Source organism: Bacteroidota bacterium, from assembly GCA_019637975.1.
GTDB lineage: Bacteria > Bacteroidota > Ignavibacteria > UBA10030 > UBA6906 > CAADGV01.
Genome location: JAHBUR010000009.1, coordinates 121916 through 145000 on the forward strand (window position 1 = coordinate 121916; position 23085 = coordinate 145000).

19 protein-coding genes and 2 rRNA genes (1 of these 21 running past the window's edge) are annotated in these 23085 nt (G+C 51.5%); 1 reads left to right on the top strand and 20 read right to left on the bottom strand.

The genetic code is table 11. The features are described from left to right. Nucleotides 1-34: 34 nt before the first annotated feature. The 17 genes from xerD to KF749_06985 form a co-directional block, all read right to left on the bottom strand. Entirely contained in the window at nucleotides 35-937 is a 903-nt protein-coding gene (gene xerD / locus KF749_06905; GenBank protein MBX2990886.1) for a site-specific tyrosine recombinase XerD, read from the bottom strand. After that, a complete protein-coding gene (locus KF749_06910) occupies nucleotides 934-3309 on the bottom strand; it encodes an HDIG domain-containing protein (protein ID MBX2990887.1) in 2376 nt (791 codons plus the stop codon). Before KF749_06910 ends, xerD begins: the two co-directional genes overlap by 4 nt. 199 nt (nucleotides 3310-3508) lie before the next feature. Next, the gene (locus KF749_06915; GenBank protein ID MBX2990888.1) at nucleotides 3509-3913 is read right to left on the bottom strand and encodes a hypothetical protein; all 405 of its coding nucleotides are present in this window, start codon (nucleotides 3911-3913) and stop codon (nucleotides 3509-3511) included. A 71-nt stretch (nucleotides 3914-3984) separates the two neighbouring features. Next, a complete protein-coding gene (locus KF749_06920) occupies nucleotides 3985-4704 on the bottom strand; it encodes a hypothetical protein (GenBank protein MBX2990889.1) in 720 nt (239 codons plus the stop codon). A gap of 15 nt (nucleotides 4705-4719) precedes the next feature. Then, on the bottom strand, nucleotides 4720-5829 hold the full coding sequence (locus KF749_06925) for a hypothetical protein (GenBank protein ID MBX2990890.1): 1110 nt from the start codon (nucleotides 5827-5829) through the stop codon (nucleotides 4720-4722). Between the two features lie 191 nt (nucleotides 5830-6020). Next, nucleotides 6021-6683 (bottom strand): T9SS type A sorting domain-containing protein, encoded by a 663-nt coding sequence (locus KF749_06930; protein ID MBX2990891.1) that lies wholly within the window; start codon nucleotides 6681-6683, stop codon nucleotides 6021-6023. A 672-nt stretch (nucleotides 6684-7355) separates the two neighbouring features. Next, nucleotides 7356-7979 carry a sigma-70 family RNA polymerase sigma factor gene (locus KF749_06935; protein ID MBX2990892.1) on the bottom strand — a complete coding sequence of 208 codons (624 nt, stop codon included), beginning with the start codon at nucleotides 7977-7979 and terminating at the stop codon, nucleotides 7356-7358. 156 nt (nucleotides 7980-8135) lie between these two features. Then, nucleotides 8136-9260 carry a glycosyltransferase family 4 protein gene (locus KF749_06940; GenBank protein MBX2990893.1) on the bottom strand — a complete coding sequence of 375 codons (1125 nt, stop codon included), beginning with the start codon at nucleotides 9258-9260 and terminating at the stop codon, nucleotides 8136-8138. Further along, nucleotides 9253-9999, bottom strand: coding sequence for an ABC transporter ATP-binding protein (locus KF749_06945; protein MBX2990894.1), 747 nt, complete (start codon nucleotides 9997-9999; stop codon nucleotides 9253-9255). The genes KF749_06940 and KF749_06945 overlap by 8 nt, the downstream gene beginning before the upstream one ends. 5 nt (nucleotides 10000-10004) lie before the next feature. Continuing rightward, entirely contained in the window at nucleotides 10005-10772 is a 768-nt protein-coding gene (locus KF749_06950; GenBank protein ID MBX2990895.1) for an ABC transporter permease, read from the bottom strand. A gap of 2 nt (nucleotides 10773-10774) precedes the next feature. Next, nucleotides 10775-11287 carry a hypothetical protein gene (locus KF749_06955; protein ID MBX2990896.1) on the bottom strand — a complete coding sequence of 171 codons (513 nt, stop codon included), beginning with the start codon at nucleotides 11285-11287 and terminating at the stop codon, nucleotides 10775-10777. A gap of 9 nt (nucleotides 11288-11296) precedes the next feature. After that, nucleotides 11297-12160, bottom strand: coding sequence for a class I SAM-dependent methyltransferase (locus tag KF749_06960; protein ID MBX2990897.1), 864 nt, complete (start codon nucleotides 12158-12160; stop codon nucleotides 11297-11299). Further along, nucleotides 12157-13998: a glycosyltransferase family 9 protein gene (locus KF749_06965; GenBank protein ID MBX2990898.1), complete on the bottom strand. Its 1842-nt coding sequence runs from the start codon at nucleotides 13996-13998 to the stop codon at nucleotides 12157-12159. The genes KF749_06960 and KF749_06965 overlap by 4 nt, the downstream gene beginning before the upstream one ends. Beyond that, entirely contained in the window at nucleotides 13988-14656 is a 669-nt protein-coding gene (locus KF749_06970) for a tetratricopeptide repeat protein (GenBank protein ID MBX2990899.1), read from the bottom strand. Before KF749_06970 ends, KF749_06965 begins: the two co-directional genes overlap by 11 nt. Nucleotides 14657-14912: 256 nt before the next feature. Continuing rightward, entirely contained in the window at nucleotides 14913-15611 is a 699-nt protein-coding gene (locus KF749_06975; GenBank protein ID MBX2990900.1) for a DUF72 domain-containing protein, read from the bottom strand. A 41-nt stretch (nucleotides 15612-15652) separates the two neighbouring features. Beyond that, nucleotides 15653-16441: a dienelactone hydrolase family protein gene (locus KF749_06980; GenBank protein ID MBX2990901.1), complete on the bottom strand. Its 789-nt coding sequence runs from the start codon at nucleotides 16439-16441 to the stop codon at nucleotides 15653-15655. Between the two features lie 187 nt (nucleotides 16442-16628). Further along, the gene (locus tag KF749_06985) at nucleotides 16629-17519 is read right to left on the bottom strand and encodes a hypothetical protein (GenBank protein ID MBX2990902.1); all 891 of its coding nucleotides are present in this window, start codon (nucleotides 17517-17519) and stop codon (nucleotides 16629-16631) included. Nucleotides 17520-17695: 176 nt separating this feature from the next. Here KF749_06985 and ligD point away from each other — a divergent pair, with 176 nt between their 5' ends. After that, the gene (ligD, locus tag KF749_06990) at nucleotides 17696-20014 is read left to right on the top strand and encodes a non-homologous end-joining DNA ligase (protein MBX2990903.1); all 2319 of its coding nucleotides are present in this window, start codon (nucleotides 17696-17698) and stop codon (nucleotides 20012-20014) included. Between the two features lie 46 nt (nucleotides 20015-20060). Here the strand turns inward: ligD and KF749_06995 are convergent, their stop codons facing one another. The 3 genes from KF749_06995 to KF749_07005 all read right to left on the bottom strand — a co-directional run. Further along, nucleotides 20061-20591, bottom strand: coding sequence for a hypothetical protein (locus KF749_06995; GenBank protein ID MBX2990904.1), 531 nt, complete (start codon nucleotides 20589-20591; stop codon nucleotides 20061-20063). 189 nt (nucleotides 20592-20780) lie between these two features. After that, nucleotides 20781-20897: ribosomal RNA gene (rrf, locus tag KF749_07000) — 5S ribosomal RNA — on the bottom strand. A 110-nt stretch (nucleotides 20898-21007) separates the two neighbouring features. Continuing rightward, nucleotides 21008-23085, bottom strand: a 23S ribosomal RNA gene (locus KF749_07005) (it continues 1777 nt past the right edge of the window).

Sequence of the window (23085 nt, forward strand, 5' to 3'; positions counted from 1 at the left end):
TCTCTCCGGACGACGATGATATGTATAAGAACAGTTACCCGCGAGGGTGGAACGTGCGGTGCACTTCCTTCAGGTACTCGCGGTCAATATGCGTGTAGATTTGCGTTGTCGAAATATCCGAATGGCCGAGCATCTCCTGCACTGCGCGCAAATCCGCCCCTCCTTCAAGCAGATGTGTCGCGAACGAATGACGCAGCGTGTGCGGATGAACATCTTTCTCCAAACCGGCCTGACGCGCATATCGTTGTACGATACTCCATACTGCCATTCTGCTCAACGACGTGCCCCGGACACTTAAAAACATGGCATCTTCCGACTTATCCCTCCGTGCAAGCAGTATCCTGCATTCTCTTATGTACCGGTCAATCCATCGAAGTGCCGAGCCGCCAATCGGGACAATGCGCTCCTTCGATCCTTTTCCGAATACTCGGACAAGCATCTCGTCCGCAAGTATGCCTGATTGTTTCAGACCAATCACCTCCGAAACTCTCAGTCCGCTTGCGTACAGTGTTTCAAGAACTGCCCTGTCGCGCAGCCACAATTGCTTCTTGTCTTTGGAGGTTGGCGCGGGCTGTGCGAGCATCATCTCCACTTCATTCTGGCTCAGCACATCGGGAAGTAAGCGCGAAAGCTTCGGTGCATCGACTTCTTCCGCCGGGTTCCTTCTGGTTACCCCGTCACCGACGAGAAACTTGTGGAATCCCTTGATGGCAGAAAGCGCCCTCGTTACCGAACGCGGCGACAACCCATCATGCTTGAGAGAAGAAAGAAATTGAGCCGTGTGTGATTCACGAATAGCCCGTATATTCCTCACGTTGTGCTCTTCAAGAAATGCAAGGTAGCGCTGGAGATCAAACCTGTACGATGCTATCGTGTTGCGCGATGCATTCTTCTCCAAGGCGAGATAATGCAGATAACTCTTGCAATGCTCGATCATTGCGTGTCGATGGATTTGATCCTTCGTGAAAGGCGTTCCTCTTTCGGAAACACCGACGCCCTGTTGCCCTCTTCGGCAGGGACATCCGCTGGCTTTGATTCCTCAACCTGTTCCTTGATCCTGCCGCGCTTGTCTGACTCGGATGCATCACGCTTCTCCCCGGTACTCTTCTTCTCACTCTCCGGATACTTCACTCGCCCGTGGTATACCCCGATCAACACACCAAGAAACGCCTTCTTGATTCTCGTGAGATCCTTCAACGTCAATGGGGACTCATCAAGTTCGCCCTCTTCAAACCGCTTCTTGAACAGATCATCAATCAATGACTCCAACTTCTGGGGAGACGGATCATCGAGTGTTCGTGCGGCCGCCTCGATTGAATCCGCCAGCATCAGGATGCCGGTTTCCTTCGTTTGAGGCTTCGGGCCCGGATAGCGGTAATCCTGCTCGTTGATTTCATCAATCTTTGTTTCATCATCGGAGTTTTCTGCCAACTCAATGGCCTTGCGATAGAAGTAATCTATGCGCGTCGTGCCGTGGTGCTGCGGGATGAAGTCAATTACCTCTTCGGGAAGCGTGTGCTCGCGTGCAAGAGAAACGCCTTTCTTCACGTGGTTCTGAATGATCAGCGAACTCATCCGCGGCGACAATTTGTCATGACGATTACGAGTACCCTTCTGGTTTTCGACGAAGTACGTCGGCTTTTCGATCTTCCCGACATCATGAAACAGGGCCCCGACCCGTGCAAGCACTTCATTTGCTCCGACCACTGAGGCCGCTGCTTCGGCAAGACTCGCCATAGTCATACTGTGATGGTAGGTGCCGGGGGCTTTTTCGGACAACATCTTGAGCAGAGGATGATTGAAGTGCGACAGTTCGATGAGCGTGAGATCGGTTGTGACGCGGGCGAAGCGTTCGAAGAAGATCAGCAGCCCGAACGTCAGAACAGGAGAGATGATCGAGTTTGTCAGTGCAAACATCAATGCTTCCAGAATGTTCATCCAAGGCTCGATGCGTTCCATCCCCAGTGCCAGTATCGTCGCGCTGTACCCGAGAAAAATATAGCCGAGCGAGCGGATAATCTGGTTTCTGTTTCGTACACCACGGACTGTGTATACGGACAATGCTCCCGCAATGAGCGCTGCAAGTGCCACCGCGTAATCATTACCTCGTATACCGGCGACGAGAAATGCAATGATCACCGTTCCGTAAAACCCTACCCGCGAATCGAAAATAATCGTCAATAACATCGACGCAACCGGAACAAGAATGAGGTATTCGATTGGCGCTGCGACATCCACGACACGCGTGACGTAGGCGAAGAAGCCCACAAGTACCATCAAGAACGCAATCAGGCCCAAACGTCTATTGTTGCAGAAAATCCGGCGGCGGAACAAGCGCAGATAAATGCCGAATAACAATACCACAACACCGACATGAAGAAAAATGCCGAGATGCTGAAGGGGTCCGGGCGCAACCGTCCCCCGTTCCACTCTTGCTTTGCGTAACGATTCGAGTTTCTGCCTGATATCATATGTGATGCGCTCATTCTTGACGACAATACGATCGCCCTCCTGCACAAAACCCGCTGTTTTGGGCACTGATTCGATTGCCGTCCTGATTGATTGCTGTGTCGCCTCCGCATTGAACCGGATATTCGGAATTATGTGCAGCACAATGATTTTATGGGCAATATCCGCTGTGTCATTGTCGCGCGAGTATTGCACAATCAGATCGTTGTCCAGTTCCCCAACAACTTCATTCTCATCGGTGAACACATGAGCAGAGACAATCTCCTCCACTGTTCCTTTTCGCAAGGCTATTTCGGGCCGCGCAAGCGAATTCTTCTCCACATCCAGAATGCCGCGTTGCAGATGCTTTTCCGCTATACGAAGGATAACATCCCGCATTTCAAGAATGTGTGCGGACGAGAATCTCGAGAGCAAGTTCCATTCACGTTCGTACAGATTCAGTTGAAGCCGGGAGGAGAGCTCGGCAAACACCGTAGAGTCAGCCGGGGAACCGGAACTCCGGAACTTTGTCCGGGCGGCCAATGCCGCCTGCAAACGCTCGAAAAAATTCTTCAGGTTGCTCAGTTGTGCATCGACAACCGATTGATCACGCTCAAAAACCGGATAGACGTTCGTCCTTGCCTGCGCCACTTCCTCTCCGTACTCCTCGGCTTCGCGGGAAATGGGAAACGAAAACGGCGCAAATAAATCCTGCCGTGTCCACACTTGCCCGATCTTGTATTCCAACTCAAAAGACGAGCCGCGAGGAAACATCATGCCCAGCAGGAGTATCAGTCCGCCGGTTATTGCGCCCTTCTTCGCCAAATCCTTCGTAGGAATGAGGCGTCGAAGCCGTTGCACGATTGTCTCTTGTAGTTTATGGTCCGGCATTGGTTATCGGGATGAAGTTTCTGAGGAAATATCGGGAGAATGACATAGAGAAGCAACGCAACACACCGGGCTACACACGGCAATTCACGGCTGCCTGTTCGAGAGGCGTAAACGAAAGAACCCGAAGCCGGGATGACTTCGGGTTCCAGTGTGTGCTATGCAATGCAGATTAGTTGTTTTTCGCGCCCTGATCGATCCACGTAGCAACAGCCTTCACTTCATCATCGGTAAGCCAGACCGCCTTCCCTTCCTGAATCCGCCGTTTCGAATTCAACGGCATACGGTCACCGAAAGGCGGCTTCTCCGCAAGCTTCTGAATGAGCAGACTTTCTCCGGACTTGCCAACTTTGAAAGGAACACCATGTTTGCCGCCAGCGGCTATCTGATTGTATGAATCCATATTCAGTTCGCTCGGATTGAAATTATCTTCCGCATGACAGGGAAGACATTTTGCTTTGATAATCGGGAATACATCATTCTTGAAAGAAATATCTTGCTTCTTGCCGTTCTGGGCAAACAGACTCGCCGACACGAATATCGTCACTGCAAGAACTGCTGCGGCACGGATTTTCATTCTTTTCCTCCCTGATTGTAAGATTCTGCTATCACGAAATTAAACAAACACAACGAACAAATGGTTGCAAATCAGTTATTCTGCGCACCTTGTGCAATCCAGTCACGAATCAATTGTATTGATGCGGACGGCAGTGCCGAACCTCCCAACGGCATAAGATTGCCGCAATTTCCCTCAAGGCGCTTCACCAATCCGCTCGCTCCGGGATTGTTGGGAACAACGCGCATGTCTCCGGCACACGGACCCGTTGTTGCGGCCACATTGACCAAACCGCCGTATGAACTGCCGGAGGCAAGAGAAAACGGCGCCCCACCTCCGGGATGACACCCCTCATTCACGCAACTCGCCGTGAATATCGGTTGAATTTGTGTGGAGAAGGATATGCCCGTTGCGGCGGGAGACACTCGAATTTCGATTTCGATTTCGTTCTCCTCATGCATCGGCGAATCAAGAGATGAGTCGTGCGTATCAGAGTCTTTGATCTTCACGTTCGTCGTTCCGGACACGTTGCCACTGACAGCCTGAATGAGAAGCGTGCCCGTGCCGTTCGCGTTGTTGGTAAGCATCGCCGAGGCAAGGGATGCGCTCGGATCCCTGGTGATTCTGTACGGCGGGTTGCCGCCGCTGATTGCCACTGAGGCGCTGCCTCCCGGGTTGAGTGTAACAAGAAATGTTGCTGCCGTAAGAACATTGTTGCGCGCAACATCGTGCCCCATATCTTTGCAACTGTACATACTTGCTGCAAGCGCCAGAAGAAATACTGCTGTAAGGTGAATTCGGTTCACTGGCATACTACTGCTTCCCTCTTATAAGTAGAAATGAATAAGGAGATTGAACTCATTGTTCTTCAGATCAACAGGATCTTCATGTGAGATTCGGTAAACCGGGCGCACTTCAACTCCGCTAACCGGGAAGAACTCAAAACCAAAACTGTAGCGTGAAACGGCTCCGGCCTTCACATCGATATTCGGATCATAGAATTCATAGATGAATTTGAGGTCAACACCTGTGGTTACAACGTATCCTGCTTCCACGTATGACACGAGTCCCGTTGTTGTCGTACCCGCCACCTTGTTCCGGATCCAATCAACTTCACCGGAAATCGTGAGATCGCCGTAGCTCAACGATCCGATTCCTCCGAACAGAGTGGTTTGGCTTCCGCTGCTTCCTTCTCTGGAGAACACATTTCCTCCAAGCCCGAGAAACAGATCTTCCGAGAGTTTGAAGATTCCCTCCGCTCTGCCAAGGAAAGCCTTGTTGCTCGATCCCCCGCCTCCGAAGCCATCAGCAGCGTTGTACACGCCTGCAGTTATTGAAACAGGCCCCGGGCTGATGCCCACCTCGCCTCCCGTCAGTTCCGAGCGACCCCGTTCAGGACTGAATCCGGTTTGATCGCGAATGAATGTCCGGTGATCGTCAACCTTCGTTCCGTAATTGGGAACAAACTTCCCTATTTTGATATGGCCGTTGGCGGGAAGAATGCTTAACAGGCCGAAAATCTCAAATCCGGAGTAAATACCTTTATCGATGTAGATGCTCACTTTGCGCGCAAGGCGGAAGTTCATATACACATCGCCCTGCATCTGAAAGAATGCATTATTAGTTACCGAACCACCGGTTGCCGAATCAGGAATCTGTTGAGCATAGAAAAGCGTCCTGACATCCGCCCCGATTGAGACAAACTCAGATAGTTTCGTGGAGAAGTCATCGAGGCCTAGTTCCTCGCTCCAGGTCGGCACAGGCAAGGCTTCGCGTCCGTACTGAAGTCCGAATGCCTGCCGCATACCCCCGCCCGAGGGATTAACGTGACAAGATTGACACTTGGCCCCCGTACGACTGGCAAACCGGGGCAGCGAGAATGAGGTTTCGGCCACGAGAAAGCACATTAGCAAAAAGCTCACAGGCATGCGTTTCATGAGGGGACTCTCCTGTTTGGATTCATTGAACAAGTTGACATGAGAATTATCGAGCGTTAAGAAGTGTGTCAATATAGCAAGACGATCTGAGGTAGTCAACAAAAGAAACTTGGAAGGAGTTGCGTCCGAGGTTTCAAGAACGTAAAAAGGCTCAGGGCTGCCACGTTGACTGGCAGCCCTGCTATCGATTCTCACTTCACCACTATCATCCTTCCGGTAGCGTTGAACGAGCCGCCGTTCATTCTGTAGAAGTAGGTTCCGCTGGGTTCGCCATCGGCATTCCAGCTGGTTCGGTAGGTGCCGGGCTGCTTCAACTCGTTCACCAATGTCGCAACTTCCTGCCCCAGGAGGTTGTACACCTTCAGCGAGACAAACTCCGCTGCTGCAACCTGATACTCAATGGTCGTGGAAGGGTTGAAGGGATTCGGGTAGTTCTGCCTCAATGCGAATTCGGAAGGAACCTCGTTGCTTACTCGAACATCGGTTGGCAACGCCCCGCTCCACGTAGTTGAACTCGGGCTGATGTTGATTGTGCCGCTACCGGGTTGCAGCGTATCGGCGGCCACAACGTTGACTGAGGCACCATTTTGCGCGATAAATTCGTAGCTCACTCTCCGCCCGGACGGCGTCCGGTCATCCTGCCGGATTCGCAGTGCCTGATGCGTTCCGAAGCTGCCCGGCAGCGTTATTGTTCCGAACGCATCAACCGTTTGGGTGACGCTGTGGCTGGTAACCTCATTGATAAGAGGGATGCCGAGCAGGCTCACTTGGAGAGTCTCCACATAGGCGTAATTCCAAGTCGTTCCGAGAGTGAGCGGCAACGAGTAGAAAACAATCTCCGGAGTATTCGTCATTCTCAAGATGGCGGTTCCGAACGGCGTCTGCCCGTCACCGGCTGCCCCCGGCACATACAGACTCGTGCCCAATCGCAGGTATTGATACACGGTACCGGTAATCCCTTCGAGAGTCTGCCGTGAGCGCAACGCATGTGTTGCCCCGGGAAACCACGCGGCATACGGGGTTCCTGCCACATTCACGCTGGTAAGCGTATCGACCCGGTGGGTGTTCAGAGAACCGAAATTCCATACGTTGGCGGTGGAACCGGGCGTTCCGATGTTTGCTGTCGCAGAAAGCGTGTCGGCGCGGCTGAAGCGAGAATTCCCGACTGTCAAGCCGGAAGAGATGTCTGTGGCGGTAATGGTAATCTGGGAAAACCCAACCGCAACACAGCATACAGACATGAACAAACCAAGAACTGTCTTCATACGACCTCCTTGTTATTTGAGTAAGTTGGATTGATATGGTTTCAAATCCATAAGTATACTCGAATAACGTCCCCCCGCCGTTTTCTCCTTCGATCCCAAAAAACACGAGTTGGTTGGATGGAACTTCCGGCTAAAGCTATCTCTATCTCAACTCAAAGTCAAGCATCGGATTTCTCAAAGCCAGGGAACAGCCGAAAGGATGGGATTTATGAATATGTTTTGTTGGATCGACCCCCGGGGGGTTGAATGAGTCTAGTCGCCTTAGTTCTGCACGTCGGAAGAAAAATGCGAGGGACCATAGCCTTGGCGACGCGCATAGTTTTCCAACTGCCGGGCCAGGAGTTTGCGTCCCCGATGAATCCGTGAACGAACAGTCCCGATAGGAGTCTGGGAGAACTCCGCAATTTCCTCGTATGTGCAGCCTTCAATGTCGCTCAGAATCAAAGCAGTCTGGTAATCAGACGGAAGAGTCTCGAGCGCTTTGGCAATCTCATCTCCTATCATCGCCTCATGCGCATCGGACGATCGGTAGTCGATCAGCAGTACCCTGCCCGTTCGCGAAACAGTGTCGTCGTGGTGTGTTCCCCCATCATCGAGAAAATCCATAGGAATGGTCTCGTACTGCTTGCGGCGGTAGTCGTTGATGTACGAATTCTTGCAGATCTGAAAAAGCCATGCACGACAGTTCGTACCTTCCTGATATGTATGAAACGATTTGCATGCCTTGAGCATTGTTTCCTGTACCAGATCGTTGGTGTAGTGCTCGTCACGGCACAGCTTGAATGCAAAGTTCCGGACAGCGTCGATGTGTGTAAGGGCTTCCTGAGTGAACAGGGGTTCGTTGTACATGGCATCACCGTTTATGGAAAAGAACTGATGGAGCATTGTCACTCCTTTCACGCAAGGCGCGTGCCAGGTAGAGTGGATCGAAAGCGAGCGAAAGCAGGCCGGTTTTGAGGTGATTGTACTGCGATTGTAGCATTTCCGCCACAGCCGGAGGCGGGCGTGAACGAACCGCTGTGGAATGTCCGCCACAATAAATTATGCGTGCAACACTTCGCTGAATGCCTCGACGTGCAGCCTGGCCGAAACATCCCAGCGAAAGTGTTGTGCCCTTTCAACCCCCCGAACAATCATCAATTGCCGGAGATGCGCGTCGGTCAACATTGTGCGCATCGCGCCTGCGATACTCTGCACGTCATACGGATCCACGTACAGTGCGGCATCAGCGCAGACTTCAGGCAAACATGAAACGTTCGAAACAACAACGGGGCAGCCGTGTGTCATGCCTTCCAGCGGCGGAAAGCCAAAGCCCTCATAGAACGACGGGAACACAAGGAGAGACGCCTTGTTGAGCAACTCTTCCATCTCTTCCGATGACACATGCCCGCGATACACAACCCTCCCCTCATCAAGGCCGCATCCCTCACGACAAAGAGAGCGCAGCCTGTGTTTCATACGCCGGGTTCCGTGTCCCGTCATGATCAGCCTATGCGGCACTTCATCCTTTATCAGACAAAATGCACGCAGCAGACCCTCAACATTCTTCATCCCGACAAGCCGTCCGGTGAAGAGAATGTATTTCTCGCCGGAGTTCTTCTTCATCTCGGTGGCAACCTGCAGTGATTGCCGGACACCGTTGTGAATGACCCTCACCTGCGCCTCGGTAAGCTGATAATGTTTGAGCAACAAATCCTTTGTATGTTGCGAAGGTGTAATTACCGACTTTGCCTTTCGCAGGGCAAATCCTAACAGATACTTGTAGTAGAAATACTGTTTCCGATGGCTGGCCTTGAACAACAACGGAATAATATCGTGAATGGTGACAATCTGATTCTTATGAAAGAACAATGCTTCGAGCTGGGTCGAGACAAAAATCAACGAACGTTTATGCATCAATGACAGAATGTTGGAGAACAACAAGCGCATCAAATGCCCCCGGAACCGGTAGTCGGGAGAGACACAGGAACTCACCCATCGAAGTTCGCATCGTTCAGAGAACCGGATGTCACGGATATGTTCGCGGCAGTTCTTGTTGACGTAGATGATGAACCGCAAGTCCGTTTGCAATTGCGCCAACTCGCGGATCAGGTTGAGTGTGTAAACCCCGAGGCCATCAATGTACTTGCCTAAATTTGTTGCGTTAATGATAACGGGCTCAGTCATAGTTACCTCCCGAAGTTCGATACGCATTGGCAACATCCAGTGACGAGCCATCCATTACAACCCGACCCTTGTCCAGCCACACGAGACGTTCGCATTGTGTGACGAGAAAATCCAGATTATGCGAAACAAACACCGTCGTCGTGCCGCTACGCATGAGGTGCTGCATTCGAACAACACATTTTCGCATGAAAAACTCATCCCCCACGCCGAATACTTCATCAACCAGCAGCACATCGGGCTGAACGTCCGTGGCAAGGGCAAACGCGAGCCGCGCATACATGCCCGAAGAGTATGCCTTCACCGGCTCATCAAAGAAATCCCCCAATTCCGAGAACTCGATGATCCCGGGAATTTTCTGTTCGATCTCCCGTTTCGAATATCCCATCAGGATTCCGGCCAGAACACAGTTTTCGCGGCCGGACAAATCCCCGTGGAATCCTATCCCCAGTTCGAGCAACGGAACGACATGTCTCTTCGTGTTGACGTAGACTCCGCCTGCTTGCGGCGTAATAACCCGCGCTATCACGCGCATCAGCGTCGTTTTGCCCGCTCCATTCCGGCCGATTATTCCCACATGCTCGCCGTCGCCAATGCTCAACGAAACATTTGCGAGCGCATAAAATCTCGGTTTCTCTTTCTCATCCAGTATGGTTGAAAGGGAGTATTTCAAGCTCCTCTGTTGAATAGCATGTTTGGAGAAGCTCACGCCGGCATTCGTAAGTTTGATGACAGGGTTCATGATGATCACAAATAGAAGTAGAATTCGTGTTTGTATTTGTCAACAGAATACAACCCGACAAGCAGAACCACCGCGCTGACACCGAATGCAACGCCCCAATCAGCGCTGCCCGGCCAGGATGCATAGTAGATTGGCTTCTGAAACAACGCCGCAAAGTACGTGATAGGATGGAACTGCAGCAGACGCCCCTGCAACGATCCGTCTGCAAACGCATCCGCACGAAACAGAATCGGTGAGGAGAAGAAGACAAGCATCAATCCCATTTGAACAATCGTCTTGACATCGCGGAAGAATGTGTACAACACAGCAGCGATCAATCCGCCCCCGAGCCCCAGCATCGCCCACGGAATGATTGCAAGAGGCAATACGACCAGGTGAATCGTGAACGAGTGATGGAAGAGCAAGAACAGTCCAAACACGACGGAAAGCGAGATGAGGAATTCGAGGCTTGCAACCATCCAGCGCGTCAGCGGCAGCGCGTAGGGAGAAACATACAGTTTCTTGAGCAGCCATTCACCTCCAACAATCGATTCCATGGAGGTATTGACTACTTTTTCGAAATAGCGCCAGGGCATTAATGCAGCAAACAGAAACACGGCATAGTCTGCAACATTCATCCCGTTAACAACGGAAAAGATGATGCTGAGTATCAGCAAAAAGAGTGCGGGCTCCAGAAAATTCCACAGAAAACCCAACGCTGTGTAACGGTATTTCAATTTCAGTTGGGTAAGAGCATAAAACCAGACGAACCGTTGTGCGATTGTAATGTCCATAATCATGCGGGGATGTACTGAGTGATCCTGTCAAATACTTCCGTGGAGTGCTGCAGGGGCTCGGCCACGGGATGACTTTTCACTTCAATCCGGTCAAACGCGCACGAGCCGTTCCTGATCTTTGCAAGAAGGGCGTAGCAATACTCGTCATCGGCATTCACATGAACCGTTCTCGCCATCCACCCGATTCGTTGTATCGGATGAGAAACTGATTCGACACATTCAACGGACTGTGACGCAAGAGTTTTGTAGCGATGCACGCGCAGATCCAGTTCGGGATTCCCGGTAATCGAGCCGGCATCAACCCGAAGCATCACTTCAAAAACTCTCCTCTGATTTCCCCACCAAAAATACTCCGTATGAAAGGGCGTTTCCGCATTGCCGCTTCGTTCTCGCCGATCAAAAAATCCGCCATGATCAGCACAGAACAGGGATGTTTCGCCGGGCAACCAGGAATAAGGATCTGCGGAGTGCGACGTGAGCGTTCTGAAGTTGAGACTGTAACTCGCTGACATAGTTGTCTGTCAGCGCTTCGTCTCATCAAGTCCGATTACCTGCAGCCGTTGCGTACTTCTCGCCGTCTTCTTTTTCCTGAGTGTGAATATCCCGCACGTGAAAGGATGTTTGCCGCGCAGGAGTTGAAGGTGCACACTTTCTTGCATGAACTTGCCGGGTAGGTTCGTTTCCGCGGAATATGACAGGTTGATCAGGTTCGAAGGAATCGGACGGTGGATTGTGTGATGCGAAATTCGGGCATCAAAAAGATTCTCGGCAACAAGGCCGCTTTCTGCAAGTATGTCTGCAAGAAAGGGAAACGAAAAAACGTAATTGTGTTCATCTTTGATTGGTTCGTTGCCGTACAGGACTTCCGTTGTGAACACATACACGCCGTCATCTTTCAAGACGCGGGCAACTTCGTTGAAGTGTTTCAGAAAATCTTCCCGCCCTCCTATGTGTTCAACCGCGCACGTTGAATAGCAGAAGTCGAACGTGTTGTCGGGAAACTGCAGGTCCCGCATATCCATCCGGAGGGCTTTCAGCTTCGCATCGTCAACCGGAAACGGCCTGTTTTCGCGAATGAATCCGTCGGGGCTTTCCGTCTTCGCACAATCCCACGACGTGTTCATCTCGTACAGATCGGTAATGACCAGTTGCCGGACATGCCGGGCAATCGCATACGCAACCAGCTCCTTCCCTCCTCCCATTGACAATCCGTATGTTTCGGGCTCAAGCTTGCCGCAGTCGCGAAGCGCTTGCACGATCATGGCAAACTCCCATTGCTTCCTATGGAACCGTGGAACTTCCCGCAGTTCCTTCCGGATGATCTCATTGATACCCGGACGAAACCAATCGGCTGCATCGCAGAGTTTGTTGTACGTGTTCATCATTCTTCCTTCGTAAAATTGTGTACGGTTGTAATAATCTCATCAATCGAAATATCCCCCATGCACACGCTTGTGCGCATGTTGGTGAGCTTACAGGGAATCTTGTCATTGCGCCAACAGGGCATACAGCCGAGTTTTGCGCGAACATCAATGAAACGGCAATTCGGATAATCCATTGTTCTGACCTTCCCGTCAATCGGGCCATAGAGGGCAACACAGGGGATGTTGAATGCGGCGGAAAGATGAACGAAGGAGGAATCGGGTGCCACGATTGCGCTGCATCCCGAGACGAGGGCAAACGCCTGCCGCATCGGCAACCCTTCGACTTTGGTAATGTTGGGTCCGTCGCAACCGCTGATCGGCTCGATGTCGAAGACAAGAACGTGATAGTGCCGGGAGAGCTGTACAACAAGTTGTTGCATGTGAGGGTAGTCGCGATAGACTTCGTCGGCATGCAGTTGAACGCCGATCACGGTCTTCCCTTCAAGCCCACGGCTTGCCCAGAAACTCTTCTGAAACTCCCTTTCTTCTTCCGTCACGAAGTAGCGCGGGAGCTTGCGCATTGTTCTTACAGTCCACCTGCCGAGTCCGAGATTTCCGGCAAAGAGTTCTATCCTGTTCTTGCGTACCTTCGGCGCCGTTCGCGACTCAAGTCGCGAAGCAGGACAATCAGTAAAATTGAACCACTTCTTGTACACGAAATGATTGAATGCCTCTTCCTCGACATCCAAAAGCTTCACATCCGGGTTGGCCTGAAAAACCGGGAAGTACCGGCGGGGAATGGCGAGATGGATTTCCGCTTCCCGATGTTTTCTTTTCAGTTCGTGAATGCCCGGTGTCATCATCAGAAAATCCCCGATCCCTCCCATCGCCCGTGTAATCAGAAAGCTGCGGCGCAACACATGCGAAACCGGCATCTGCTGTCCCTCACGGGGGGAAATACCCCCCGAAGCCGCTCTGTTGAGCAGATAGTTCACACAATACACGTACCCCAGAACGCAATACCTCAGAGCCTGCTCAATTCCGATGTAGCGCGTTGTCTTGAATCGTTCGGCGATGAAATACACACGATGCAGAAGAAACAGCGTCTTGTCGGAGGATGACACAGAACTGTCGAGGAATACGTTATGTGAGCGCCGGTAGGTCTTTCGAATCTGTTGGACGAACTGTCTGCGTTGTTTGATATCGGTATAGAAGTGCCTCAGTCCTTGAAACATGAGGCTCTTGTAGAATTCAATATTCCCCCTCAACAGTGATTCCTGACCGAGGTTGAACAATAACGTAGGAATCATGTTGCGGTCTGTTACCCGATACGGTCGCCTTGCAAGTGATGCAAGAAGTGATTCGGTTTCCGGAAACTTTCCCAACGTATTGAGCACGCCCGCCTTCCCCACCAGGCAACGAACGTAGAGATCGGGGAACTTGCCCACGTTCATCTCTATCGCCTGATCGTAACGCTCGAGGGCTTCATGAAGCAACGAGAGTTTCGTGAGTTCATCACTCCACAACAGAAGGGTTTCAAAAAGTTCTCGGGGGCAACTTCCGGTCTGCTGCGAGTTGCGAATGAAGAGATCCACCGTCTCACTGATAAACGCCTTCTCCTGATTGGCAGCGATCTCGGCTGAGACGGCAAGGTAGGCTCGCAGCTTCTTGATGCCACCAACCACAACTTCGTGCAGAATGTACTTGTTCGCGTATTGAATCCGGGATTCTTTTACGATGCTCTGAAAGATTCCGTGTACAACCTCGTATTGTCCCGAAAAAGCCATGTATTCCAACTCCGACACACTTACAGCCTTGCGCACCAAGTGAGCTATGTTTGCCGCGATATCAGCCAACATGGGGTGGTGCCTTTCGAAATGAGGCAGGAGGTACAAGAGAGACTTCCAGCAAACGGTACTCCTTGCGAGCCTCTGCCTGCAGAGCTTCGTACCGGAGTACGTCAAACCCTTCGGGCGACGGAATATCAAACGTGCGGCAAATGTTCAACGCGTCTTGATAATTCCCAACATGCACAAGACAGAAAATCTGGCGCAAGCGGCTTTCAGGGTCAAGTTGCGGCGAAAGACTCTGGACACGCCGGTACCATTTCAACGCTTCGAGAAAACGTTCTGACAATTCGAGAGCGTGCGCAAACCAATACATCCCGTGGAAATAGGCATCATTCCTGAGGTCAACAAGATCACCGTAATCGATTGCATAGCGAAAACAATCCGCCGCCTTGCTCACTTCGCGGACGTGCATGAACAACCAGCCTGTCCGGAAGAAGCTGTTCAACTTGCATTCGGGGATGCGCGTCAACTCCGCGGCACGGTTGTAGTGAGCAATTGCATTGGCAGTGTCCCCCAGGTTCTCTGCACACCAGCCACGATGGAACATCATATCTCCGGCATCGAAGGCCGGGTCGTCCGCGCATTGTTGAAAAAGACAGAGGGCCTCGCCAAAATGTCCGTCCCGCTCAAGTGCAAGCGCTTTTCGTAAGAGTGTTGGGTCTCCCATTGCAGTCTCTTGGATGATGGAATGGTGAAAGGAATCGTTCAAGTATAAGCCAAAGGATGTGCCACAACGCGAGGAGCAATCGCTTTCATGTTTTCAGACAATATGAACCGATTACTCTGAAACGATCCAACACATTGGGGAAAAGAGGTGACAGATTGGTGGAGAAAGATAGCGGGCAGTGTGGATAAAGCGCTACAGATACGGGGAAGAACAACGTGAGATGGGAAGGATGTAGAAAAAATCAACAGCCGATAGGCTACCCGGTCAACTTTCCGAACTGGGTTGCCAGCTTGGGGCCTATGCCGGCATCTTCATGTTTGAAGAAGACGAATGCCGTTTTCCAATCCTGGTCTTTCACACGCTTCATCCACTTCTTCAGTTCGGCTGCCGTATATCCCTCACGCCGCAAACGAAGGTAACCCCAGTTGGCGGTACTGACGAATGGGACTTCAAGCTTCTCATCAAAGTCGGCAATGCACAGAGAGGCATTATTCTCTTTGAGCAGGTCGAACGTCTCATCATCAAACCACGACACATGCCGGAATTCAACAGCAACTTTCACATCGCCTGCAAGCAACTTGAAGAATTGCCCGAGACGGTTGAGATCCTTTTTCATGTTTGGGGGGAGTTGAAAAAGGACGACGCCAAATTTATCGTCGAGCGTCCGGGCCACCCGTATCAGGTATTCTGTTTCATCGCCAACGTCTTTGAGTCGTTTGATATGAGTGATGCGTTGGGAGGCTTTGACGGAGAACCGAAACCCCGCAGGCACTTGTTCTCCCCATCCCTTCATCACGCTCTCAGTAGGAAGGCGGTAGAACGTGTTGTTGATTTCTACCGAGTTGAGTTGTGTTCCGTAATAGTGCAGAAACTCCTTGTCGGAAAGGTCTTCCGGATAGAAGTTGCCCTTCCATTCCTTGTAGCTATAGCCGCTTGTGCCGACAAAGAGTTCCATGCTATCACTATGTGGTCAGACCAAAGTATCGGATTCGGATTCTATTTTGCGAACGCCTTCTTGAAGAACGCTTTCATGTCGTTCCACGAATCGGCATCGGCCTTTGCGTTGTATGCGAGAGGCAGATTGAACGCTTTCCCTTTTTCGTCAGCTTCAGGATTCGTGAACGAATGGACGGCTCCCGCGTATGACTTGAGTGTGAAGTCCACCTTCGCATCCTTCATTTCTTTCTTGATTGCGTCAATATCGGATTTCGGTACGAACGGATCATCCGCCCCGTTGCAGACGAGAACCTTCGCTTTCACGGTTCCGGCTTTTGCGGGTTCCTGCGTGCCGAGACTTCCGTGAAAACTGACGACGCCTTTCACATCAACACCCATGCGGGCCATCGCGAGCACAATGCCCCCGCCGAAACAATAGCCGATTGCGCCAATCTTGCTATCGTTGACTGTTTCGTGCTTCTTCAGCAATTCGAGTGCTGCGAGGAATCGTTCTTTTGCAACGGGCAGGTTGGCAAACACCTCGCCAGAAAATTTGCCTGCATCCTCAGGATGCTCCGCCGTCTTTCCGTCGCCGTACATGTCAAGCGCAAGCGCCGTGTATCCCAACTCCGCCAACATGCGTGCCCGATTTCGAGCATACTCGTTGTGTCCCCACCATTCATGCACAACAAGAATCGCCGGACGCTTTCCATCAACAGATGCGTCATACGCAAGGTAACCCTTCATTGTCACTCCGTCCGTCGAGTATTCGACTTCTTCCCCCTTTATTTCCGCCTGAAGCGGGCCAACAACGAACAACAGCGCGAGAACGAAAATGAACCATCGCATAGGGATCCTCCTCTTAAAAAAATCAAAGAACATGGTACATACGTTTGTACACGTCGACACTTGATGGCGTGGATGAGTGACGTGCTCCGGTTGCAGAATGTGGAAGAAAAGATACGGGAAAGGGCAGTTGTGCGCAAGAAAAAAAGCCCGGCCGACGAATGCCGACCGGGCTGTTCACAAAATTCCGTCAGCGGGCTTCAGAGAATTGTGGTTGATCGACGATGATGACAAGATACCTATCCTGCCAGAATCTCTCCGGCTGGAGGATTCTCAATGTCGAAAGATTTCCTTCCGGTTCTGTTGTCGCGTAGAATGTCTCGCTTCTCCGCGGAAGAACATCTTTGATCCGTCCCTGCACATGAATAACTTCCTCGCGTGTCTTGTCAATCGGTTTGAAGTATGATTGATCGACTCCGCTCGCCATCAATGTTGTTGAACCGAGAAGGCCCCACAAGAAGCCCCCTTCGTCCGTGATGATGCCCCTGCTCTCCAACTCGTCGCTTGTTCCAGCAACGTAATATCCTGTGTTGATTGTCTTAAGCTGTTGCTCGATCGTGCTTTCCCTCTCGGCAATCAACGTTGTCTTCTCGGCAAGGGTAGTTTCAAGTCCCTGCACTCTGCTTTCCAGCATGGCAATGGATTGTTCACGCTCGACAAGCGTTTCGTTCAGATTTGTGATGAGCTTGTTGAGGCTCGCAATTTCACCGCTGAAAGACTTCATCTTTGCCTGCAAGCCGGCGATTTTCTTCCTGTTTTCCTTCAATGATACGCCAATATCAGCAATGTTCTGGAGCAACTTCTGGCGGGTTTCCGCATTGGCAATTTGAACAGGTCCCTCGGTTCCGGTGCGTTCGACGAGCTTTGCTTCTTTTGCCCGGGCTGCTTCCAAATCGGAGTACACGTCATTCACCGCGTTCATGATCTCGTCGAAGTACTTGTCACGCTCACTCAGATTGGTTTGCAGGGAGGCCTGATCGGCCTTCAACTGGGCAATCTGGTTCTGCAATTCCTCTTCTTTGTTGTTGCACCCCAGCACAAGCAGCATGCACAGCCCTGCGACAACGATTCCTGCTCTCATGGTACCCTCTCCACATAGTTAATAGATAGTGAACTACAACTGCGGAACAAAGGTAGAAGCATCGAGAATTGTATGCAACATGAAAAACGGCTATGAATGTCTTTTAATTGCCGTTTAATCAGCGCCGCGTGATTTGACAAAATGGATGAATATTGCTTACTCTTATGCACGTCAGAATGGCACGAACATCACAAATAGCGCAAGTCGGTAAACGCAAGATTGAACTCTCCAATCTACAGAAAGTCCTCTACCCCGACGACCACATCGTCAAGGCGGAATTGATTGAGTACTACTTGACGATTGCCCCGACAATTCTTGCGCACATCAAGGGGCGTCCGCTTTCGTTGGTAAGATTTCCGGATGGAATTGATGGGGAGAAGTTTTTTCAGAAGAACCGCCCCGAGTGGGCGCCGGAATGGCTTGAGTATGTTGCGCTCGGGAGTGGTGAGGAGAAGAAGGACTACATTCTCGCCACCGAAGCGGCATCGCTTGTCTGGCTTGCAAATCTTGCATGCATCGAACTGCATCAAATGCATTGCCGCGGCCCGAAGTATGACACGCCCGATTATTTTGTGTTCGATTTGGATCCGCCGGAGACATTCACCTTCCCGCAAGTCGCTGAGCTCGCGCTTGAGTTGAAGGAACATATCGAAACGTACGGCTATCATCCCTTCGTGAAAACGACAGGGCGGAGAGGCTTGCATATTCTCGTCCCCGTCGAGCCGAAATGGACTTTTGAGAAAGTGTTTCAGGCCGCTGAGGCTGTAGCAAAGCCCTTCGTAGCGGAACGTGAGAAAACAACAACGCTACACCTCAAGAAGGAGTATCGCAAAGGCCGTGTCTTCGTTGATATTTTCCGCAACCGGCCGTCGCAAACTATTGTCGCCCCGTATAGCGTGCGCGGCCTGCCCGGCGCCTCGGTTTCCGCACCGCTGACGTGGGATGAGCTGCCGGAGATCAAGCGTATCGCGGAACTGAACATCACTTCGGTAATCGAGCGCGTGAAGCAAAACGGCGACCCGTGGGAGGCCATTGCAGCATTTGCCGAACCTTTGCACACGGAAAAGAAATCCACCCTGAAAAAGAAGCTTCCGCCTTCCGCAAAACACAAAGAACCGGAGATGTTAGAAAAGTACAAGCAGAAACGGACTTTTGAGAAAACGCCCGAGCCGGTTCCCGCAGTCGCGTTGGGAGAAGGAAATGCATTCGTCGTTCACCGGCATCATGCATCGCGACTGCATTATGATTTGCGGTTAGAACAGGATGGCGTGTTGAAATCGTGGGCAGTGCCGAAGGGCCTGCCACCGCGGCCGGGTGTTATGCGGCTTTCGGTCGCAACGGAGGATCACCCTCTCGAGTATCTGAATTTTGAGGGGAAGATTCCCAAGGGACAGTACGGCGGCGGCGAGATGTGGGTATATGCCCGCGGGAAGTACGCAATCACAAAAGAGAAGAAGAACGGATTCTACTTCCGCCTTCAAAGCAAGGAAGTCAATGCCGAGTACCGAACGCATCAGACAAAAGGGAACGAGTGGCTTCTTGAACGTGTGGATCCGCCGCAGGTTGATTGGCTGCGTGAGCCGATCGAGCCGATGCTTGCAGGCAGCGCCGACAAACCGCCTGCTTCCGGCGACCATCTGTATGAAGTGAAATGGGATGGCATCCGCGCATTGATTTCGTTGGATGATGGACAACTGACGATCCGAACCAGAAACAAGATGGATATTACGAGCCGATTTCCCGAGTTGCTTGTTCCCGAGCAGGCGTTTCGTGCAACGACTGCCTTGTTTGATGCGGAGATTGTTTGTCTTGATGCAGCCGGAAAGCCTGTCTTCAAAAACGTCATTCACCGGATGCAGCAGACTGCCGAAGGCTCAATCGAGCGGGCCCGCGCAAAGTATCCTGCTGTGTGTTACGTGTTCGACTGCCTGTATCTCGACGGCCGGCCCATCATGAACGAGCCGCTTGTTCGTCGCAGAACGTGGATGGCAGATGCCATCAAGCGCGATACGCCGTATCGCGTCAGCGAAGTTGTTGAGGACGGAAAAGCGTTGTTTCATGCCGCGGCAGCAATGGGATTGGAAGGTATCATGGCAAAGGAGAAAAGCAGCGTCTACCAGCCCGGCAAAAGAACGACGGGCTGGCTGAAGATCAAGACCCGTCAAACGACAGAGTGTTTCATTATCGGTTACACGAAAGGAAAAGGAAACCGTGAATCCGAATTCGGCGCGCTGCATCTCGCTCAAGCGGAAAACGGAAATTTGCGCTACGTCGGAAAAGTCGGTACCGGCTTCGACGCAAAGATGATGAAGGAGATTTACGGGGAACTGAAGTCCGTCAAAACCATCAAACGCCCGGTCAAAGAAAAGCCGCTCGACGATGCCTCTTCCACCTACATCGAACCGAAACTCTTCTGCGAAGTCCAGTACGCTTCATGGACGAAAGACAAGATGTTGCGCGAGCCGGTATTTGTGAGGATGAGACCGGATATGTAACAAAAAAGCCCCTGTTTCCGGGGGCTTTTGCATCTAAGAGTCTATCTCAGTTTCCAACTTGAGAGATCGTTCCCTGCACCGACGTACCGAAGGAGAGCGTGAAAACATTGCCTTGACCGTTTGCCACACCTGATCCCGAGGCGCCCTGAAAACGACCCGTGCCTCCTGTAATTTCCAAATCTGCTACAAAGCCGATATTCCCCAGAGCATCAAAAGTTGTCGAGCCGTTACGAACCGTGTAGAGGCCGAACAACCGATCACCGTTGGCAGCGGTCATCACGCCAGTCCAAGTACCGCTTCGAACGATCATGGTTTGGCCGGGAATGTCAACTTCGACTTCGGGGAAGATAATCGCGGCATTCACGCGGCCCAAATGCGATATGTTTCCCTGTGCCGCCACCTCCCACCTGAATATTCCGGGCGAGATGACCGAGGGGGAAACGGTACCGTTGAGACTGCCTCCTATGGGAACCTGTCGCTTTTCGAGCGTCGCAGGCACTGCATTCGATGCAGAGTCAATTCCCCCCTCGGAAGAACACCCTGCCACCATCACAAGCAGGGCTGTTGCCAGCAGCAAGAAGCATCATACGACCCCCTCAAAGGTTTAGTTTGTTGGTTGGACGGGTTTTCAGCCCGGATGGGCATCGTCAATGTACTGCAGTGGGAAGAATCAATTGTTTTCGACTTCATTCAGGAACCGCGCTTCTTCGAGCATGGGTTGAAAACAAAAAGGGCGTCCCGAAGTCTCGGGACGCCCTACGTAAAAATCTGGCAGCGACCTACTCTCCCACACAGTTACCCGAGTAGTACCATCGGCGCTGAAGGGCTTAACTGCCGAGTTCGGAATGGGATCGGGTGTAACACCTTCGCTATAGCCACCAGAATATGTCAAAGAGTTGACAATCGGAAGAGCATTTCCAACATCACGTTGGGCGCTTTCCCATATGCTTATTGATGTACCCTAAAGAACAATGTTCCGAGTCAATAAAAATAATGGTTAAGTCGCACGACCTATTAGTACCACTCGACTGAGTACATTACTGTACGTACATCTGTGGCCTATCAACCTCGTCATCTTCGAGGGGTCTTTAGGGGCCGAAGCCCGGGATACCTCATCTTGGAGTGGGTTTCGCACTTAGATGCTTTCAGCGCTTATCCCATCCGGACATGGCTACCCTGCGTTTGCCACTGGCGTGACAACAGGTACACCGTAGGTCCGTTCATTCCGGTCCTCTCGTACTAAGAACGACGCTCCTCAAGTATCCTCCGCCCGCATAGGATAGGGACCGAACTGTCTCACGACGTTCTGAACCCAGCTCACGTACCACTTTAATTGGCGAACAGCCAAACCCTTGGGACCTTCTCCAGCCCCAGGATGTGATGAGCCGACATCGAGGTGCCAAACCTCGCCGTCGATATGAACTCTTGGGCGAGATCAGCCTGTTATCCCCGGAGTAGCTTTTATCCTTTGAGCGATGGCACTTCCACGTGCTACCATCGGATCACTAAGTCCTGCTTTCGCACCTGCTCGACCTGTCCGTCTCGCAGTTAAGCTCCCTTATGCCTTTACACTCGTCGCATGATTACCAACCATGCTGAGGGAACCATTGAGAGCCTCCGTTACAATTTAGGAGGCGACCGCCCCAGTCAAACTACCCGCCTAACACGGTCCCTCTGCCGGATCACGGCAGGAGGTTAGAATTCAAATAAAGCAAGGGTGGTATTTCACTGGTGACTCCACCGAAGCTAGCGCCCCGGCTTCAACGTCTCCCACCTATGCTACACATGTTTTACCCGAACCCAATGTTAAGGTATAGTAAAGCTTCACGGGGTCTTTCCGTCCATATGCGGGTAACCGGCGTCTTCACCGGTACCACAAGTTCGCCGAGCCCATGGTCGAGACAGTGACCAAATCGTTACACCATTCGTGCAGGTCGGAACTTACCCGACAAGGAATTTCGCTACCTTAGGACCGTTCTCGTTTGTTACTTCCCGTTCAGGATCGAACGAGAGGCAAACCATTTCCGGTTTGCTCTCTGCATCGCTGCAGAGGACGGACTATATCATTCCCAGTTTGTCTCACGAACTGGGATTTGGCGTATAGTCTCTGAGGATACATCAAATGATTTCAGAATCTCTTCATCGGAGAATTTTCTCTTCCCTCCATCGTTCATCTCGTTGCGCAATTTCAGGATTTTTCTGATACCCTCCTTCGTCAGATGGTCTTCGTTGTCAATCATCGCAACGATCTGCTGGAAGATTTGAAAGTCCTTCTTCTTTTTTGCTGAAAGAAATCCAAATCGTTTGAAGAAGGGAATCACATTTTCCCGGATTGCATTGAGATTGTTCACTTCGTAATACCAGACTCCATCAGGTCTCGTTCGCATCGTCCCACAACCCAAGTGCCTCTTGAACAATGCGAGAATCACTTTGTCTTTTTGTGAGATGTTAAAGCATGCCGAGACCTTCCAGGGTATCCGGTAGTCTGAACGTGGTCGGAATGAGAAGTTGAAGCTTCCTTCGCCATCGGCAAAACCTGCGAGGTAATAGCCGATGTGAGGCGGTACAGATTTGAGATTGTTCATTTGATGTCTTTCCTGCTGATTGTCCGCTACCCAAGATTTTCATCCCGAATTCACTCACGCATTGTCACTGCTTTCATAAGTGAGAACGAGTAGCGTGAGATGCTACGGAGTTTCCAGCATATAGCCAAATTTTACAACTACAACACTGCGTTCCACTTTACAGCGGAAGGTCCATGCAGTTTTTATAGTTACGGCCGCCGTTTACCGGGGCTTCGGTTCAAAGCTTCTCCCCTTGCGAGGATGACCTCTCTCCTTAACCTTCCGGCACCGGGCAGGTGTCACACCTTATACGTCGTCTTTACGACTTAGCAAAGTGATGTGTTTTTGTTAAACAGTCGCTTGGCCCGTTTCACTGCGATCCTGATCAGCTTTGGAGAGTAAATCTCCTGACCAATCAAGACACCCTTTATCCCGAAGTTACAGGGTCAGTTTGCCGAGTTCCTTGACCATGGCTCACTCGAGCACCTTAGGACATTTATCCTCATC

Coding starts and splice junctions, on each gene's coding strand:
- KF749_06955 (MBX2990896.1), bottom strand. CDS start 11,287: ATGTCAGCGAGTTACAGTCTCAACTTCAGAACGCTCACGTCGCACTCC.
- KF749_06950 (MBX2990895.1), bottom strand. CDS start 10,772: ATGGACATTACAATCGCACAACGGTTCGTCTGGTTTTATGCTCTTACC.
- xerD (MBX2990886.1), bottom strand. CDS start 937: ATGATCGAGCATTGCAAGAGTTATCTGCATTATCTCGCCTTGGAGAAG.
- ligD (MBX2990903.1), top strand. CDS start 17,696: ATGGCACGAACATCACAAATAGCGCAAGTCGGTAAACGCAAGATTGAA.
- KF749_06930 (MBX2990891.1), bottom strand. CDS start 6,683: ATGACGAATACTCCGGAGATTGTTTTCTACTCGTTGCCGCTCACTCTC.
- KF749_06945 (MBX2990894.1), bottom strand. CDS start 9,999: ATGAACCCTGTCATCAAACTTACGAATGCCGGCGTGAGCTTCTCCAAA.
- KF749_06960 (MBX2990897.1), bottom strand. CDS start 12,160: ATGATGAACACGTACAACAAACTCTGCGATGCAGCCGATTGGTTTCGT.
- KF749_06965 (MBX2990898.1), bottom strand. CDS start 13,998: ATGTTGGCTGATATCGCGGCAAACATAGCTCACTTGGTGCGCAAGGCT.
- KF749_06935 (MBX2990892.1), bottom strand. CDS start 7,979: ATGCTCCATCAGTTCTTTTCCATAAACGGTGATGCCATGTACAACGAA.
- KF749_06980 (MBX2990901.1), bottom strand. CDS start 16,441: ATGCGATGGTTCATTTTCGTTCTCGCGCTGTTGTTCGTTGTTGGCCCG.
- KF749_06920 (MBX2990889.1), bottom strand. CDS start 4,704: ATGCCAGTGAACCGAATTCACCTTACAGCAGTATTTCTTCTGGCGCTT.
- KF749_06985 (MBX2990902.1), bottom strand. CDS start 17,519: ATGAGAGCAGGAATCGTTGTCGCAGGGCTGTGCATGCTGCTTGTGCTG.
- KF749_06925 (MBX2990890.1), bottom strand. CDS start 5,829: ATGAAACGCATGCCTGTGAGCTTTTTGCTAATGTGCTTTCTCGTGGCC.
- KF749_06915 (MBX2990888.1), bottom strand. CDS start 3,913: ATGAAAATCCGTGCCGCAGCAGTTCTTGCAGTGACGATATTCGTGTCG.
- KF749_06940 (MBX2990893.1), bottom strand. CDS start 9,260: ATGACTGAGCCCGTTATCATTAACGCAACAAATTTAGGCAAGTACATT.
- KF749_06975 (MBX2990900.1), bottom strand. CDS start 15,611: ATGGAACTCTTTGTCGGCACAAGCGGCTATAGCTACAAGGAATGGAAG.
- KF749_06970 (MBX2990899.1), bottom strand. CDS start 14,656: ATGGGAGACCCAACACTCTTACGAAAAGCGCTTGCACTTGAGCGGGAC.